Annotated in this window: 12 protein-coding genes and 1 other RNA gene; 3 read left to right on the top strand and 10 right to left on the bottom strand. The window is 43.1% G+C overall.

Translation table 11 applies throughout. From position 1 onward, the window contains the following. Window positions 1-17: 17 nt before the first annotated feature. Together priA and ACDD58_RS11775 are read right to left on the bottom strand one after the other, a co-directional pair. Entirely contained in the window at window positions 18-2,261 is a 2,244-nt protein-coding gene (gene priA / locus ACDD58_RS11780; RefSeq protein WP_370777582.1) for a primosomal protein N', read from the bottom strand. Between the two features lies 1 nt (window position 2,262). Then, complete coding sequence (locus ACDD58_RS11775; RefSeq protein ID WP_370777580.1) at window positions 2,263-3,831, bottom strand: UDP-N-acetylmuramoyl-L-alanyl-D-glutamate--2,6-diaminopimelate ligase; 1,569 nt, start codon at window positions 3,829-3,831, stop codon at window positions 2,263-2,265. Between the two features lie 147 nt (window positions 3,832-3,978). On the opposite strand from ACDD58_RS11775, the gene ACDD58_RS11770 reads away from it, so the two are divergent. The 3 genes from ACDD58_RS11770 (at window position 3,979) to ACDD58_RS11760 (ending at window position 5,910) form a co-directional block, all read left to right on the top strand. After that, complete coding sequence (locus tag ACDD58_RS11770; protein WP_117918676.1) at window positions 3,979-4,383, top strand: hypothetical protein; 405 nt, start codon at window positions 3,979-3,981, stop codon at window positions 4,381-4,383. 157 nt (window positions 4,384-4,540) lie between these two features. Next, entirely contained in the window at window positions 4,541-5,461 is a 921-nt protein-coding gene (gene pyrB, locus ACDD58_RS11765) for an aspartate carbamoyltransferase (protein WP_117918678.1), read from the top strand. An 11-nt stretch (window positions 5,462-5,472) separates the two neighbouring features. Next, the gene (locus ACDD58_RS11760) at window positions 5,473-5,910 is read left to right on the top strand and encodes an aspartate carbamoyltransferase regulatory subunit (protein WP_186899500.1); all 438 of its coding nucleotides are present in this window, start codon (window positions 5,473-5,475) and stop codon (window positions 5,908-5,910) included. Between the two features lie 84 nt (window positions 5,911-5,994). Here ACDD58_RS11760 and ACDD58_RS11755 read toward each other — a convergent pair whose 3' ends face one another. The 8 genes from ACDD58_RS11755 to dnaG form a co-directional block, all read right to left on the bottom strand. Next, window positions 5,995-6,627: a DnaJ domain-containing protein gene (locus tag ACDD58_RS11755; RefSeq protein WP_117918681.1), complete on the bottom strand. Its 633-nt coding sequence runs from the start codon at window positions 6,625-6,627 to the stop codon at window positions 5,995-5,997. A 13-nt stretch (window positions 6,628-6,640) separates the two neighbouring features. Then, window positions 6,641-7,504 carry a DUF5685 family protein gene (locus tag ACDD58_RS11750; protein ID WP_186899501.1) on the bottom strand — a complete coding sequence of 288 codons (864 nt, stop codon included), beginning with the start codon at window positions 7,502-7,504 and terminating at the stop codon, window positions 6,641-6,643. Window positions 7,505-7,521: 17 nt separating this feature from the next. Further along, window positions 7,522-7,917, bottom strand: coding sequence for a hypothetical protein (locus tag ACDD58_RS11745; RefSeq protein WP_117918685.1), 396 nt, complete (start codon window positions 7,915-7,917; stop codon window positions 7,522-7,524). Between the two features lie 185 nt (window positions 7,918-8,102). Further along, window positions 8,103-8,462: RNase P RNA component class A (rnpB, locus tag ACDD58_RS11740), an RNA gene on the bottom strand. A gap of 89 nt (window positions 8,463-8,551) precedes the next feature. Further along, on the bottom strand, window positions 8,552-10,222 hold the full coding sequence (locus ACDD58_RS11735; RefSeq protein WP_186899502.1) for a nucleoside kinase: 1,671 nt from the start codon (window positions 10,220-10,222) through the stop codon (window positions 8,552-8,554). Between the two features lie 78 nt (window positions 10,223-10,300). Continuing rightward, window positions 10,301-11,074, bottom strand: a complete 774-nt coding sequence (locus tag ACDD58_RS11730; protein WP_370777577.1) for a tRNA (adenine(22)-N(1))-methyltransferase TrmK — start codon at window positions 11,072-11,074, stop codon at window positions 10,301-10,303. Window position 11,075: 1 nt separating this feature from the next. Beyond that, window positions 11,076-12,269, bottom strand: a complete 1,194-nt coding sequence (rpoD, locus tag ACDD58_RS11725) for an RNA polymerase sigma factor RpoD (RefSeq protein ID WP_117918691.1) — start codon at window positions 12,267-12,269, stop codon at window positions 11,076-11,078. A 37-nt stretch (window positions 12,270-12,306) separates the two neighbouring features. Then, window positions 12,307-14,139 carry a DNA primase gene (dnaG, locus tag ACDD58_RS11720; protein WP_118209118.1) on the bottom strand — a complete coding sequence of 611 codons (1,833 nt, stop codon included), beginning with the start codon at window positions 14,137-14,139 and terminating at the stop codon, window positions 12,307-12,309. Window positions 14,140-14,141: the final 2 nt, after the last annotated feature.

Here is a 14,141-nt window from a genome sequence, read left to right as displayed (position 1 = left end):
TCCTCCATTATACTATTTTAAAATCCGTTGACCGGGTTAAAATCAAATCCTACTGCCACATTCTGATACAGACGGTTATCCTTCATAAAACCTTCCAGTTTATCCTTTAAAAGAACAAGTGTCCTGTACTCTTTTGTTTTTACATAGATCACCTTCCGGTAGACATCGGATATTTTTGCAACCGGTGCATCTGACGGTCCGATCGGATAGATTCCCTCGCTGCTTTCTTTCGCCGCCTGACCGATTCTTTCCATCAACGCTATCGCTGCTTCCCCCGCTGCCATTTCATTTTTCGACGCACATAAAATATAAAGCATATTCCATACGGGTGGATATCGCATCAGTTTGCGGTATTCGATCTCCTGACCGTAAAAAGCCTCATAATTCTGTTCTTTTGCTGTCGTAATACTGTAATGCTCCGGGTCATAAGTCTGTATGATAACACTGCCCGGCACATCACCTCTGCCGGCACGTCCTGCCGCCTGCGTCAGAAGCTGAAAAGTCCGTTCAGCCGCACGGTAATCACTGATATGAAGCGAAAGGTCTGCCGCAAGCACACCCACTAACGTAACCCCGGCAAAATCATGTCCCTTTACGATCATCTGTGTACCGATCAGTATATCAGCCTCGTGATTTGCAAACGCTGACAAAATCTGTTCATACCCTTCTTTGCTCCTCGTGGTATCCATATCCATCCGAAGCACACGTGCCTGTGGGAAACGCGCTTTTACCACCTGTTCTATTTTCTGTGTTCCTGCCTTAAAGCCACTGATATACTTAGAGCCGCAGACCGGACACAGATCCGGCTGTGCCGTCGTATATCCACAATAATGACAGACTAAACGTGTCCTATCACCGCTTCCATGCTGACTCAGAGAAACATCGCAATGCGGACATTTTATCACATGACCGCAGGCTCTGCAAGAGACAAAGCCTGCCATGCCACGCCGGTTGATAAAAAGCATCGTCTGTTCTCCCTTTTTCAGACGGTCCTCCATGAGCTCACTCAGACGGTCACTTAAGATTGACCGGTTGCCCCTTCTTAACTCCTCCCGCAGGTCGATGGTCTCGCACAAAGGCATCGGTCGTTTCTGTACTCTGTGTTTTAATTCTAACAGACAGTATTCATTTTTTTCTGCCTTATAATAACTCTCAAGAGATGGTGTAGCAGAACCAAGCACTACGATCGCGTCTGTCATTTCTGCCCTCTGTATCGCAGTTTCCCTCGCATGATATCTTGGCACTGTCTCGCTCTTATAGGAAGCCTCATGCTCCTCATCTATGATAATGATCCCCAGATCGGGGAACGGTGTAAATAACGCTGAACGCGGGCCGATCATCACTGAAATTTCTCCGTTTTTCGCACGTTCAAACTGGTCATACCGCTCTCCCGCCGAAAGTTTTGAATTTATGATCGATACCTGTGCCCCAAAACGGTTGTAAAAACGTCTCACCGTCTGGTAGGTTAACGCAATCTCCGGTATCAGCACGATCGCCTGTTTTCCCTGTGCGAGCACATGTGCGATCAGCTCCATATAAACTTCCGTCTTTCCGCTTCCGGTGACGCCTTTGATCAGATATGTCCTGCGTTCTCCCGCATCATACTCCGCCGTGATCTTTGAAACGATATTCTGCTGTTCCTCATTCAGTTGTTTTCGTTCCCCACCCGTGTCCAGTCCATCAACCGGATTGCGGTATGCTGTCTTACTGACAACTCTTACGATACCTGCTTCCTCCATTGCACGGATTACAGATGCTGAAACTGTCAATTGCTGCGTTGCCGTCTCCCATTCTAACTCCCGCTCATTTAACAGTGCCATAAGAAGTTTTGCCCTTGCCGTCTTATGCTTTCTCTCACATTCCGCCAGCTCATTTTTTGCCTCAACGGGATGCAGCGCAAGTCTTATTGTTCTCTGTTCTTTTGCTTTCTTTTTTTCCTTGACCGGCAGTACTGTCTTTAGGGCATGGTTCATGGTTCCGCCATAATTTTCCCGCATCCAGCCTGCGAGTGCGATCATCTGTGACTCGATCCGGACACCGTCTTTTACGACCGCGAGTATCTCTTTGATCTTATCTTCCTCATACTCACAGACATCTGTCAGTTCTATTACATATCCCTGCATTTTTCTGGAACCAAATGGAACTGAAACTAACATACCGACTGCGATCGTACTCTTTAGCCTCTCCGGCACCCGGTATTGAAACGTTTTATCTAATTTTCCCTGATAAATATCCACAATGATATTTGCATATTCTGCCATTTCAGTTACTATGCCTTTCTCTTTGTCTGTCCCGCTCTGCTGCCTTTTTTATAAGTTCTTTATCCTCCATCGGATAACGTACCCCGCAGATCTCCTGATAGTCCTCATGCCCTTTTCCTGCAAGAACGATAATATCTCCCTCTCTGGCGTGGTCAAATGCGTATGCCACCGCCAACCGCCGGTCTGCGATGCGTATGTATGCCCCTTCCGTACCCTTCATACCGTTCTCAATATCATCTAAGATCAGCTCCGGATCTTCCCATCTTGGGTTGTCGGATGTCAGAATCGTAAAATCTGCAAGCATTCCTGCCGTCTCACCCATTCTGCCTCTTCTTAATTTTGAACGGTTACCCCCGCAGCCGAAGATCACAATAAGCCTCCCCGGTTTAAATTCACGCAATGTCTGCAGCAGGTTGCGCAGACTCATCTCATTGTGCGCATAATCGATCAAAAACACGAATTCGTCTGATATTTTTGCATTTTCGCATCGTCCCGGAACCGTCTGTCTTTGCAGTGCATCTTTTATCACATTCTGCGCTATCTTAAAATGACGCACCACAAGAATGGCTGCAAGTGCATTTGAAACATTAAAAATTCCTGGCATCTGCAGCAGAAATTCTTCATTGCCATCCGTAAAAAAATGGCTGTATAATCTTCCTTCTTTCATGGAAAACGTAATCTTTTCTGCCACAATATCTGCCTTCTGCCCTAAAACTTCCATATGATTTTCTTTTTGCACAGAAAAAGTCTCTGTCTTACAGGTATGACCAAACAGTATTTTTTCTGTATTCCGGTCATCAAGATTGACAATCCCTGACGCACACTGCCTGAGCAGCCTGCTCTTACAATACAGATACTCTGCAAATGATGCGTGTTCTCCCGGTCCGATATGATCCGGTTCAATATTTAAAAATATCCCGATATCAAAAAAAATCCCTGCCACACGCTGCATCTTGATTCCCTGGGAAGATACTTCCATCACGCAGCACACACATCCATTTTTTACCATCTGCGCCAGTTCTTTTTGCAGATCGCTTGATTCCGGCGTCGTATGACCTGCTTTTTTTATATCTTTTCCATTATCCACCCAAATAGTGCCTATCATACCGGTCTTATATCCTGCTTCTTTTAAGATTCCTGCTATAAGAAATGATGTCGTCGTCTTTCCTTTTGTTCCGGTGATCCCGATCATCTTAAGTTTTTTTGCCGGATAGTCATAAAATGCTGCAGAAATCCGGGCAAGCGCCAATCTGGTATCATGTACCCCGATCACAGCCATGCCATAATTGCGTACCAGCTCATGCACACGCACTTTTCCATGCTCTGTATAAATAAAACATTCCCACCGGACATTTACCATACAGTTTTCATCCACTACCACCGCAAATGCACCTGCATTTACCGCATCCATAATATAATCGTGTCCATCCGTATATTGTCCCTTTATACAGACAAACAGGGACCCCCGCTTTACTCTTCCGGAATGATAACAGATATCCGTAATGATAAGGTCGTGGCTCCCCTTCACGCTTTCGTATGAAATATGTTCGAGTAATTGATTCAGCCGCATTCTCTTTCCTTGGAATACACTTGTTTTATTATATGACAGAACGTCTGTTTTTACAAGTTTTCCGCCTTTATTTTAGAAAAATGTTACATATTTTCCAATACCATGCGGCATACTGATATCATGATTTTATAAAAGGAACACACGAACATGATTACAAAAAACTTCTTTGTCTGTGGACTGACCGGCTGGTGCATGGAAATTCTTTTTACTTCCACAGGCTCTTTTCTGAAACAGGATAAACGTCTGATCGGGCGGACATCCGTATGGATGTTTCCTATTTATGGAACTGCTGCGGTAATCGCACCACTGTACCGGCATATCAAAAATCTGCCGGCTCTCCTTCGTGGCTGTATCTATTCCGTTGGCATTTTTTCATTTGAATATATCAGCGGCACACTTTTAAAACACCATGGCATGTGTCCCTGGGATTACAGCCAGGCAAAAGCGAATATAGGCGGCGTCATCCGGCTTGATTATGCCCCACTGTGGATGGCTGCCGGATTGTTATTTGAACGCATTCTTATTCACTGTAACACTCCAGGCTCCTCCTGATATTTTTATTTTCAATTACTGATATATAGACTTATCTGCCCAAAAATATCTGAAAACAAGCGCATATTTTGTCAATATAACGTAAATTTTTTTCTTCTTGAAATCAGATAATGATTATTATATGATAGAAAAAATGCTGAATATTAGGAGGATTAATATGCGTCATTTAATGAGCCCATTGGACTTCTCCATCGATGAATTAGACAGGCTTTTAGACCTTGCCAATGATATTGAGAAGTACCCGAACAAATATGCACACGCATGTGAAGGCAAAAAATTAGCCACCTGTTTTTACGAACCAAGTACACGAACCCGATTAAGTTTTGAAGCTGCCATGTTAAATCTTGGCGGTTCTGTTTTAGGTTTCGCCAGTGCTGATTCCAGTTCCGCAGCAAAAGGCGAAAGTGTTTCCGATACAATCCGAGTTATCTCCAGTTACGCAGACATCTGTGCAATGCGTCATCCAAAAGAAGGTGCACCTCTTGTAGCTTCCCAAAAATCCAGAATTCCCGTTATCAATGCCGGTGACGGCGGTCATCAGCATCCAACCCAGACATTAGCCGATCTTCTTACCATCCGCTCCTTAAAAGGACGTCTTGACAATATGACGATCGGACTCTGCGGAGACTTAAAATTTGGCCGTACTGTTCACTCTCTGATCAGTGCCCTGATTCGTTATCCAGGCATTAAATTTGTACTGATCTCACCGGAAGAACTGCGTATTCCAAGTTATATCCGTGAAGATGTCCTGCGTGCAAATAATGTTCCATTTACTGAAGTTGAGCGTTTAGAGGATGCCATCCCACAGCTTGATGTACTTTATATGACAAGAGTCCAGAAAGAACGTTTCTTCAACGAGGAAGATTATGTCCGCTTAAAAGATTTCTATATCCTGACCAAAGCAAAAATGGATCTCGCACCGGAAGATATGATCGTTTTACATCCACTCCCACGTGTCAACGAGATCTCCGTAGAGGTAGATGACGATCCGAGAGCTGTTTATTTCAAACAGGCACAATATGCTGTCTATGTCCGTATGGCTCTGATCTTAACGCTGCTTGAAATTAAGGTTGAATAAGGAGGAGAACAATGTTAAATATCAGTGGAATCCATGAGGGCTTTGTCCTTGATCATATTCAGGCAGGTATGAGCCTGCAGATCTATCATGATTTAAAATTAGACCAGCTTGACTGTCCGGTTGCCATTATCAAAAATGCAAAGAGCAGTAAAATGGGTAAAAAGGATATTTTAAAGGTAGAATGTCCAACTGACGCACTCGACTTCGATATATTAGGTTTTATCGATCACAATATCACGGTCAATGTGATCCAGAATGACCAGATCGTATCCAAAAAAGAACTTTGTCTCCCAAAACAGGTCAAAAATGTGATCAAATGTAAAAATCCACGCTGTATCACTTCGATCGAGCAGGAACTGGATCAGATTTTCATTCTGACCGATCCGGAGAAAGAAATATACCGCTGTAAATACTGTGAGGAGAAATACACAAATCCAAACCGTCGTTAATCTAAAAATACTGCCAGATCATCCATTTATCGATCTGGCAGTATTTTTATGTAATCTTCTGTTTGCCAATATAAGCATATTTCTTTAGAACGGCCGCAGACAGCAGCAGTTACAGAGCATATTCAAAAACAGCATACTAAGACACCAGTTGCCTGCACTCGAATACGGTCTGTCGTAATTGCTTCCCATGTTTGTATACCATGTTCCGCCATACTCTAAATGCTGTAAAAACTGACGGTATTCAAAATTGCTCGGTTCCATCTCCACTGCACGTGTGGCATGCTCCTTTGCAATGATATTATTTCCTGCTCCCTGATTTGCCAGGGCACTGTAATAATACCAGCGTGCATTTCTTTCTGAAAAAGGAATCCCATTTAAAACATTAAGTGCTTCCGCATAACAACGGTTAGCTATGTAATTTGCAGCCGCCTGTATTTTGGGATTTTCAGTGCTCTGGTTATAATGATAGCTCTGTCCGCCCCCATATCCATAACCATTTCCTGAATTATATCCATAGCTGCTTCCCTGCTGCTTTTCCTTCATGATCTGGTCATATGCCTGCTGTACTTCTTTGAATTTTTCCTCAGCCTGCGCCTTGTTCGGATTATTGACATTGGCATCCGGATGATATTTACGGCTTAAGGAACGATATGCTTTTTTTATCTCTTCATCAGAGGCACTCCGTGAAACACCAAGCACCTGATATGGATCCATCATACATCAAACCTCATTATTTATGCTCTTTCTTTTTTGCCTTTTCCTGGGTCCTGCGCTTTTTAATCTGCAGATATTCATACTTCGACCATACACCTGAATACAGAATATTACGCAGAATATCTGCATGCAAAAGAATCGGCAGACGTTCAAATGATTTTGCACATTCTGACATCATACTTGTCAAAAGCAGCCGGCACCAGGTATCAAGATCCTGCGCCTGCTCTTTCTGGACAAATGTGAGCGGATTATAACAGTTTTTCTTTTTATCCCTGTCATAATCTTCATACGCATCCATCAGATAGATAAATTTACCCATGTAAAATCCCATTGTGCGGAGTTCTTCTGCCCATTCATCTTCCTTCCAGCAAAACACTTCTGCAACCATCTCTCCGGTCAGACCGGCAACAAGATCAAGATTTGTCTCCCGGTGTTTTTCGGCATCTCCGATCTTTTTCATGTATTCCTCAATGGCACCTACCTGTCTCGGATATTTTGACATGATACGAGTATAATCCTTATTCAGCATTTTTGCAAATGCCTTCTTTGTATAAGCCCTGTCATCCTTCCAGTCATCAATAAGATTATGATATGCCAGAATCAGATTCATATCCGCAGCATATTTTGTAGCCTCGTTGATCCACGCATTCCGCTTCTGTGACGGATGCAGTGCACAGGTAAACTGTGACTTTTCATCCGGCAGTTCATACAGGCCGGTCAGCAGAACGATCAGAAACGTCATATCATATGCAAGCAGCATCTGTCCCTTGGTTCCACAATTTGATTTAAGCTGTCTGCAAAGTCCGCAGTAATATGCCTGATATGCTTTTTTGCCTTCTTCCGTCAGCTCTTTCTGATTGATATTAATATAACCAAACACAAAGCATTTCTCCTTTGTCAGCTTTTTTTGATAAATTCTGTCTTACATTTCGGACAGGTAATGCAGATCTTTCCTCTTCCCTTCGGCACCCGGACTGTCTGTCTGCACTGAGGGCATTTGAAAAAACGGTAAGTACCACGCTGTGCCCAGCGTTTTTTCATATTGTTTTTCTTTACCACTGCCTTGTATTTTGCATTTAGAAATCTCTGGTTCTCCTCATAACGTTTTGACACATTCCGCGAGAGTATTCTGAAATAAGAATAAATTAACAGTGCCAGTCCCAGCCAGTATAAAATATTCACCCGCAAAAATGTAGATACCAAAAGCAGTACCAGCGCAGCTATGATCTGCACTCTTGAAAGATCATCCACCCCATATCTGCCAATCATAAACTGTCGTAATTTTTCTCTCATCTATAACATTCCTTTCCATCCAGATGCCATCACATTTTTATATTTATGTACGGAAAAACGGTACCCATCTGGCACCGTTTTTTGTCCATGACGCTATGGTAAACCCAATACACACAAACGTCAACATTCCTATTGTCTTTTAAGAAACATTTTAGATTTTGGTTATATTTCCATTACTGATATCTGATTTAAGCAGGACGATAAGCCGGGTTATGTCTAAACTGTGGCAAGCCACAGTCGGAATGATCATCTATCTAGGACGACTGTTACCAGCCGCCTCAAGCAACCTACCTAAAGCTGGCGGGCCACGTCAACGCTTTTGTTCGGTCTTGCTTCGGATGGGGTTTACATATGCCCTCTCTGTTACCAGAGAGACGGTAGTCTCTTACACTGCCCTTCCACCCTTACCCGGTATATACCGGGCGGTATATTTCTGTTGCACTATCCTTAGAGTCGCCTCTACCGGACGTTATCCGGCATCCTGCCCTGTGAAGCCCGGACTTTCCTCACCCCGATAAACGGGCCGCGATCATTTGTCCTACTTAAATCCATCATTTGCCAGCCGGCACATTCTGCCAGCAAGGCACCCGATTAACTATACACTTTTTTTCTTATTTGTGCAAGCCTGTTTTTCTTATACATTAAAACACGAACCACCGATAAATTCACGGATGATAGAATTCTGCCCGATTCCATCCGGGGACATCGGAAGAAAATAATCCAAAAACTTCAAAAGACGTTTTGCCTCAAGATATTCCGGACAGTCCTTGTCAATGGCAAACAACAATGGTTCTGCATATATCTTTAATACTGCCAGTTCATAGATCAGTGCAGAATTGAACATCACATCTGCCCCTTCCTGAAATGGAAAAATGTTCTTTTCCTCCCCACGGCGCACAGAATCCCACATGGCTATCGTTTCTTTTGCTGAAGTTCCTCTGGTTCTTGCATCACGCACGATACGGCGTATCATTCTTCCATCAGTAGTCGGCAGATAGTTATGCTCATCAATATTTAACTGTGTCAGCGCACTGATATAAATCTTAAATTTGCTCTCTACCGGAAGAGAATAGGACAATTTATCATTCAGTCCGTGAATACCCTCGATAACTAACACGTCATCTTTTCCCAGCTGCATGATCTTATCTTTGTATTCTCTTTTTCCTGTTTTAAAATTAAAGATTGGAAGATTCACTGCCTTTCCTGCCAGAAGTTCATTCATATCATGATTGAAAAGCTCCACATCCAGCGATTCAAGGCACTCAAAATCAAGTTCTCCGTTTTCATCACGCGGACACTTATCACGATCCACATAATAATCATCAAGCGGAAATGGATGCGGTTTTAAGCCTTTTGCCGCAAGCTGTATGGACAGGCGGTGTGAAAAAGTCGTTTTTCCAGATGAAGACGGTCCTGCGATCATGATAAACTTCTTGCCCTCTTCCTTTACGATCATTTCCGCAAGTGCGCCGATACGTTCTTCAAACAGTGCCTCCTGCGTCAAGATCATCTCCTGCGTCTTTCCTGCAGAGATTGCATCATTAAGAGCGCCGATCGTATCGATCTGCTGCAGTTTTCCCCAGTCTCTCGAACGTTTTAATGTATAAAACAATTTATCCGAAGGCACAAATTCCGAAACTTTTTTTGCATCTTCCCCAGGGAACAAAAGTACAAATCCATCCTGGTATGCTGTCACATCGTAATATCTTAAATATCCGGTAGACGGCACCATAAATCCATAAAAATAATCCTTATAATGATCCAGCTCGTAAATATTTACCCTGGAACTGCGCCGGTAACGGAACAGCTTCTCTTTATCTTTCATTCCAAGTTCATGGAATAAAGCTACTGCCTCATCCGTATTCATACTGTATTTTTCGATTGGCAGATCTGCCATCACAAGACGATACATCTCTTTTTTCAGTGATCCGATCATCGCCTCCGTGATCTTACAGCTTTCCCCATCTTTCATCAGTTCACAGTAATATCCCTGACCGATAGCATATCTGACATGTACTCCAATATGCTCTTTGCTCCACAGATTCCACACTGCTTTTTGCATCAGCAGTGTGACACTCCTGCGGTAAGCACGTTTTCCGGTCTTATCAGAAGTTGTAAGAAAAGACAGTTCTCCATCTTTTTCTATGGTTTTCTTTAATTCACGCAGTCTGTTATTATACAATGCAAGCACGATATCATCCTCATACCGGTCCTGATATTCCTGCGCTATACTTAAAAAGCTGATTCCTGTCGGATACGTTTTTTCTTCTTCCCCGATTTTTACAATGATCTGTTCTTCTCCCATATGATTCTCCATTCCCGCCCATTTCTTAAGACAGCACAAATCCAGCATGTAAAAAATGTCATTTTCCACAAGGATGGCTTATGCTTTATAATATGCAAGTGCAGCTTCATTATAACCAAGCGATTCTTTTACTTCTCCGATACGTGCAGTTATTTTCTCTGACTCAGGCTGTTTTAAAAGATTATCCAGAATAGTTTCAAACACCTTGTGTTCTTTCTGCAGATACTGATGCAGTATGGGATTTTTTTCCATAAGTAAGTGTCTTCCGTATAAACATTCGACCTTATATCTGCTTTGATCCTGTGTTTCACAGTTTCCAGCATTTTTTAGTGCTGCATCTTTTTCTGTTATATCTGTATTTTTATTTTTCCCTGTCTGATAATGCACACGCATCATCGGATAATATTTGCCATCCTCAAATACCATACGCTCTGCATCGATCATGTATCCGTTTTTCGCAAGGTAATCCCTGACACCGGACAGTTCCGATTGTGGCTGAAGTATCAATTCGTCTGCCGCCTGGCAGACAGCTTTTCCTTCTTCTAAAATATGCATCACAAGTCCGCCACCCATCCCTGCAACCAGTATGGAGTCTGCCTCGCCCATTTGTAACGCTGCAACTCCATCCGAAAGCCTGGTCTGTATGTATGCATCCATACCATATAAATGAATATGTTCCTTTGCACGTTCCAGTGGTCCCTTATTAATATCCATTGCGATCGCACATCTGATCTTCTTTTGTTCTAACAGATAAATCGGTACATAACCATGGTCTGTTCCCACATCTGCTAATACCACACCTTCACTGACCAATGAAGCCGCCGTTTTTAATCTGTCTGATATCTTTACCATCTTACTCCAGATAATCCTTTAACTTGCGGCTTCTGCTTGGATGACGCAGTTTACGCAGTGCTTTCGCCTCAATCTGACGAATACGTTCACGGGTAACATTAAACTCTTTTCCAACTTCCTCAAGTGTTCTTGCACGTCCATCCTCAAGACCAAAACGAAGTGTAAGCACCTTCTGTTCACGCTCTGTCAGTGTACCAAGCACTTCTTCTAACTGTTCTTTTAGCAGAGTAAATGCTGCCGCATCTGCCGGAACAGGTACATTATCATCCTGGATAAAGTCTCCAAGGTGGCTGTCCTCCTCCTCACCGATCGGGGTCTCTAAGGAAACCGGCTCCTGGGAAATCTTTAAGATTTCACGCACACGCTCTACCGGCATGTTCATCTCTGCTGCGATTTCTTCCGGGGTAGGTTCACGTCCTAACTCCTGCAGTAACTGTCTGCTCACGCGGATAAGTTTGTTGATCGTCTCTACCATGTGTACCGGGATACGGATCGTACGTGCCTGATCTGCAATAGCTCTTGTGATCGCCTGACGAATCCACCATGTTGCATATGTCGAGAACTTATATCCCTTTCGGTAATCAAACTTTTCAACTGCTTTGATCAGACCAAGATTTCCCTCCTGAATCAAGTCAAGGAATAACATACCACGTCCCACATAACGTTTTGCAATGCTGACTACAAGACGTAAGTTTGCCTCTGCAAGACGTTTTTTTGCTTCCTGATCGCCAAGCTCCATACGCTTTGCCAGCTCGATCTCCTCTTCTGCAGAAAGCAGCGGCACTTTACCGATCTCTTTTAAGTACATACGTACCGGATCTTCAATGGATACACCATCCGGAACAGAAAGATCGATCTTTTCTACCTCAATCTCGTCATCATCATCCACTTCAAGCAGAATATCATCATCTGCATCATCATCTGTAATTCTTAAAACATCGATATTGTTTGCCTCAAGGAAATCAAGAATTTTCTCAAATTTATCGGAATCAAGCTGCATATCAGCAAAGAAATCACTGATTTCCTGATACTCCAACATATTCTTTTTCTTTTTTGCAAGGCTTAAAAGTTCTTTTAATTTTTCCTGAAATTTTTCTCTTGCTGCTTCTGTCTCCGCATTATTTACTGCAGATGCATCCGCTTTCTTTCCGGAAACCTTCGTATTTTCGTTGTTTTCTTTCTTTTTTGTTGCCATTTTGTTTCATCCTCTCAGGTTTTCTACTATTTTGTCCTTAATCAATGGAAATATGCACTTTCTCTAATTCTTCAAGTGCCTTCTTATCCGCCACTGACCGTTGCAGCGCCGCCATATCAGTCGGTGCCATGTTCTTCAAGTGATACTCAATGCTGTTTTGTTTTACCCGGATAATGGTTTCTTTTAACGCTTTCTCAAACGTTTCTTTGGAATATCCACCATTTTCTTTGTCTCCTTCTGTCTCTACACCACGGATCGTGGCATGAAAAAGACCTGCGATCTCGCGCTGTTCTTCTTCATTCTGAAACATACTGACAATTTTTGCCGGGTTGACGGTACCGGTATCCCGATACTGTTCATATAATATTTCCGCCGCTTTATGATAAATCTCTTCTGTAAAATCTTCCGGCGAAATATATTTCTCAATCTTAGGAAATAATCCGGTATGCTCGATGAGCCAGGTCAAAAGCAGTTTCTGTGACTGTATCATACCGCTTTCCTTTTTCTTTTCACCGCCCTGGTCACGCCTGACTTCTGCCCGCTCTCTCACAGGTGATGCACCACCCGCTGCCATACCGATCTTTGCACCATACTGGTTTACCAGCCTGCGCAGATCTTCTATACCGATCATATACTTCTCTGCTACCGCAGCAATATAATTATCACGCTCTAATTTTTCCCCGAACGTACAAAGTTTTTCTGCAACCGCATTATAAAACTTTGTCTTGCTCTCCGGATCATGCATATCATACTGCTGCTCTAAGATACGTATTTCAAACATAAAACTGTTTTCTGCTGTATCGATCCGCTTCTGATATTCCTCTGCACCAAGTGCTTTGATAAATTCGTCCGGATCTTTGTACGGCTTCATATTGATAACTTTCGTGGTGATCCCAACTTCTTTTAAGATCGGGATTGCACGAAGCGCTGCCTTTACACCTGCTCCATCGCTGTCGTAGGTCAGATAAACATTTTTCGTGTAGCGCTTTAACAGATTTGCATGTCCACTCGTAAGTGCCGTTCCCAAAGAAGCAACTGCATTGTCAAACCCTGCCTGATGCAGGGCGATCACATCCATATAACCTTCACAAAGAAGAAGCTGTGGCTTTTTGGTGCTTCTTGCAAAATTTAATCCGTAAAGATTGCGGCTCTTATCAAAGATCTTTGTTTCCGGAGAATTCAGATATTTCGGCTCACCATCCCCCATGACACGTCCACCAAAACCAATAACCTTATTGTGTACATCCATAATCGGGAACATCGCACGGTTCCAGAACTTATCATACCCGCCGCGCCTCTCATCAATGCTGACTAAACCGGATTCTTTTAAAATATCATCTTCGTATCCTTTTTTGCGGAGATACTGGTAAAGATCATCGCTGTACTGGTCGGAATAACCGAGACCGAATTTCTGCATTGTCTCATCTGACAGCTCACGCTTTCTGAAATAGTTAAGCGCGCGCGCACCTCTCTCTCCACGCAGCAGCATGTAAAAATATTTTGCTGCTTCTTTATTAATTTCAAGCAGTCTTGCGCGCTTGTCCGCTTCCTGCCTCTGTGCACTGGTGTATTCCTGTTTTGGCAGTTCCACACCGGCGCGGTCGGCTAACGCTTCCATCGCCTCACCAAATGTAAAATTTTCATACTCCATCAGAAATGTAAATACATTTCCACCCGCGCCGCATCCGAAACAATAATACATCTGTTTGTTAGGCGACACGGAAAAGGAGCCTGTTTTTTCATTATGAAACGGGCAGAGTCCGAAATAGGTACTGCCCTTTTTTGAAAGACGCACATATTGGGAAATCACATCAACAATGTCATTCCTGGAACGCACTTCTTCTATGATGTCATCAGAATAATACGGCATCT

Origin of the sequence: Roseburia sp. (assembly GCF_041325975.1) — a bacterium.
GTDB classification, from domain to species: Bacteria; Bacillota; Clostridia; order Lachnospirales; family Lachnospiraceae; genus Roseburia; species Roseburia rectibacter.
The sequence above is the reverse complement of the archived record's forward strand: the minus strand, read 5'-3'. Positions and strand labels throughout refer to the sequence as shown.

What these genes read in the sequence shown, in the direction of transcription:
- ACDD58_RS11745 (WP_117918685.1), bottom strand. Translation starts at nt 7,917, where the DNA reads ATGAGAGAAAAATTACGACAGTTTATGATTGGCAGATATGGGGTGGAT.
- pyrB (WP_117918678.1), top strand. Translation starts at nt 4,541, where the DNA reads ATGCGTCATTTAATGAGCCCATTGGACTTCTCCATCGATGAATTAGAC.
- dnaG (WP_118209118.1), bottom strand. Translation starts at nt 14,139, where the DNA reads ATGCCGTATTATTCTGATGACATCATAGAAGAAGTGCGTTCCAGGAAT.
- ACDD58_RS11755 (WP_117918681.1), bottom strand. Translation starts at nt 6,627, where the DNA reads ATGATGGATCCATATCAGGTGCTTGGTGTTTCACGGAGTGCCTCTGAT.
- ACDD58_RS11735 (WP_186899502.1), bottom strand. Translation starts at nt 10,222, where the DNA reads ATGGGAGAAGAACAGATCATTGTAAAAATCGGGGAAGAAGAAAAAACG.
- ACDD58_RS11760 (WP_186899500.1), top strand. Translation starts at nt 5,473, where the DNA reads ATGTTAAATATCAGTGGAATCCATGAGGGCTTTGTCCTTGATCATATT.
- priA (WP_370777582.1), bottom strand. Translation starts at nt 2,261, where the DNA reads ATGGCAGAATATGCAAATATCATTGTGGATATTTATCAGGGAAAATTA.
- ACDD58_RS11775 (WP_370777580.1), bottom strand. Translation starts at nt 3,831, where the DNA reads ATGCGGCTGAATCAATTACTCGAACATATTTCATACGAAAGCGTGAAG.
- ACDD58_RS11770 (WP_117918676.1), top strand. Translation starts at nt 3,979, where the DNA reads ATGATTACAAAAAACTTCTTTGTCTGTGGACTGACCGGCTGGTGCATG.
- rpoD (WP_117918691.1), bottom strand. Translation starts at nt 12,269, where the DNA reads ATGGCAACAAAAAAGAAAGAAAACAACGAAAATACGAAGGTTTCCGGA.
- ACDD58_RS11730 (WP_370777577.1), bottom strand. Translation starts at nt 11,074, where the DNA reads ATGGTAAAGATATCAGACAGATTAAAAACGGCGGCTTCATTGGTCAGT.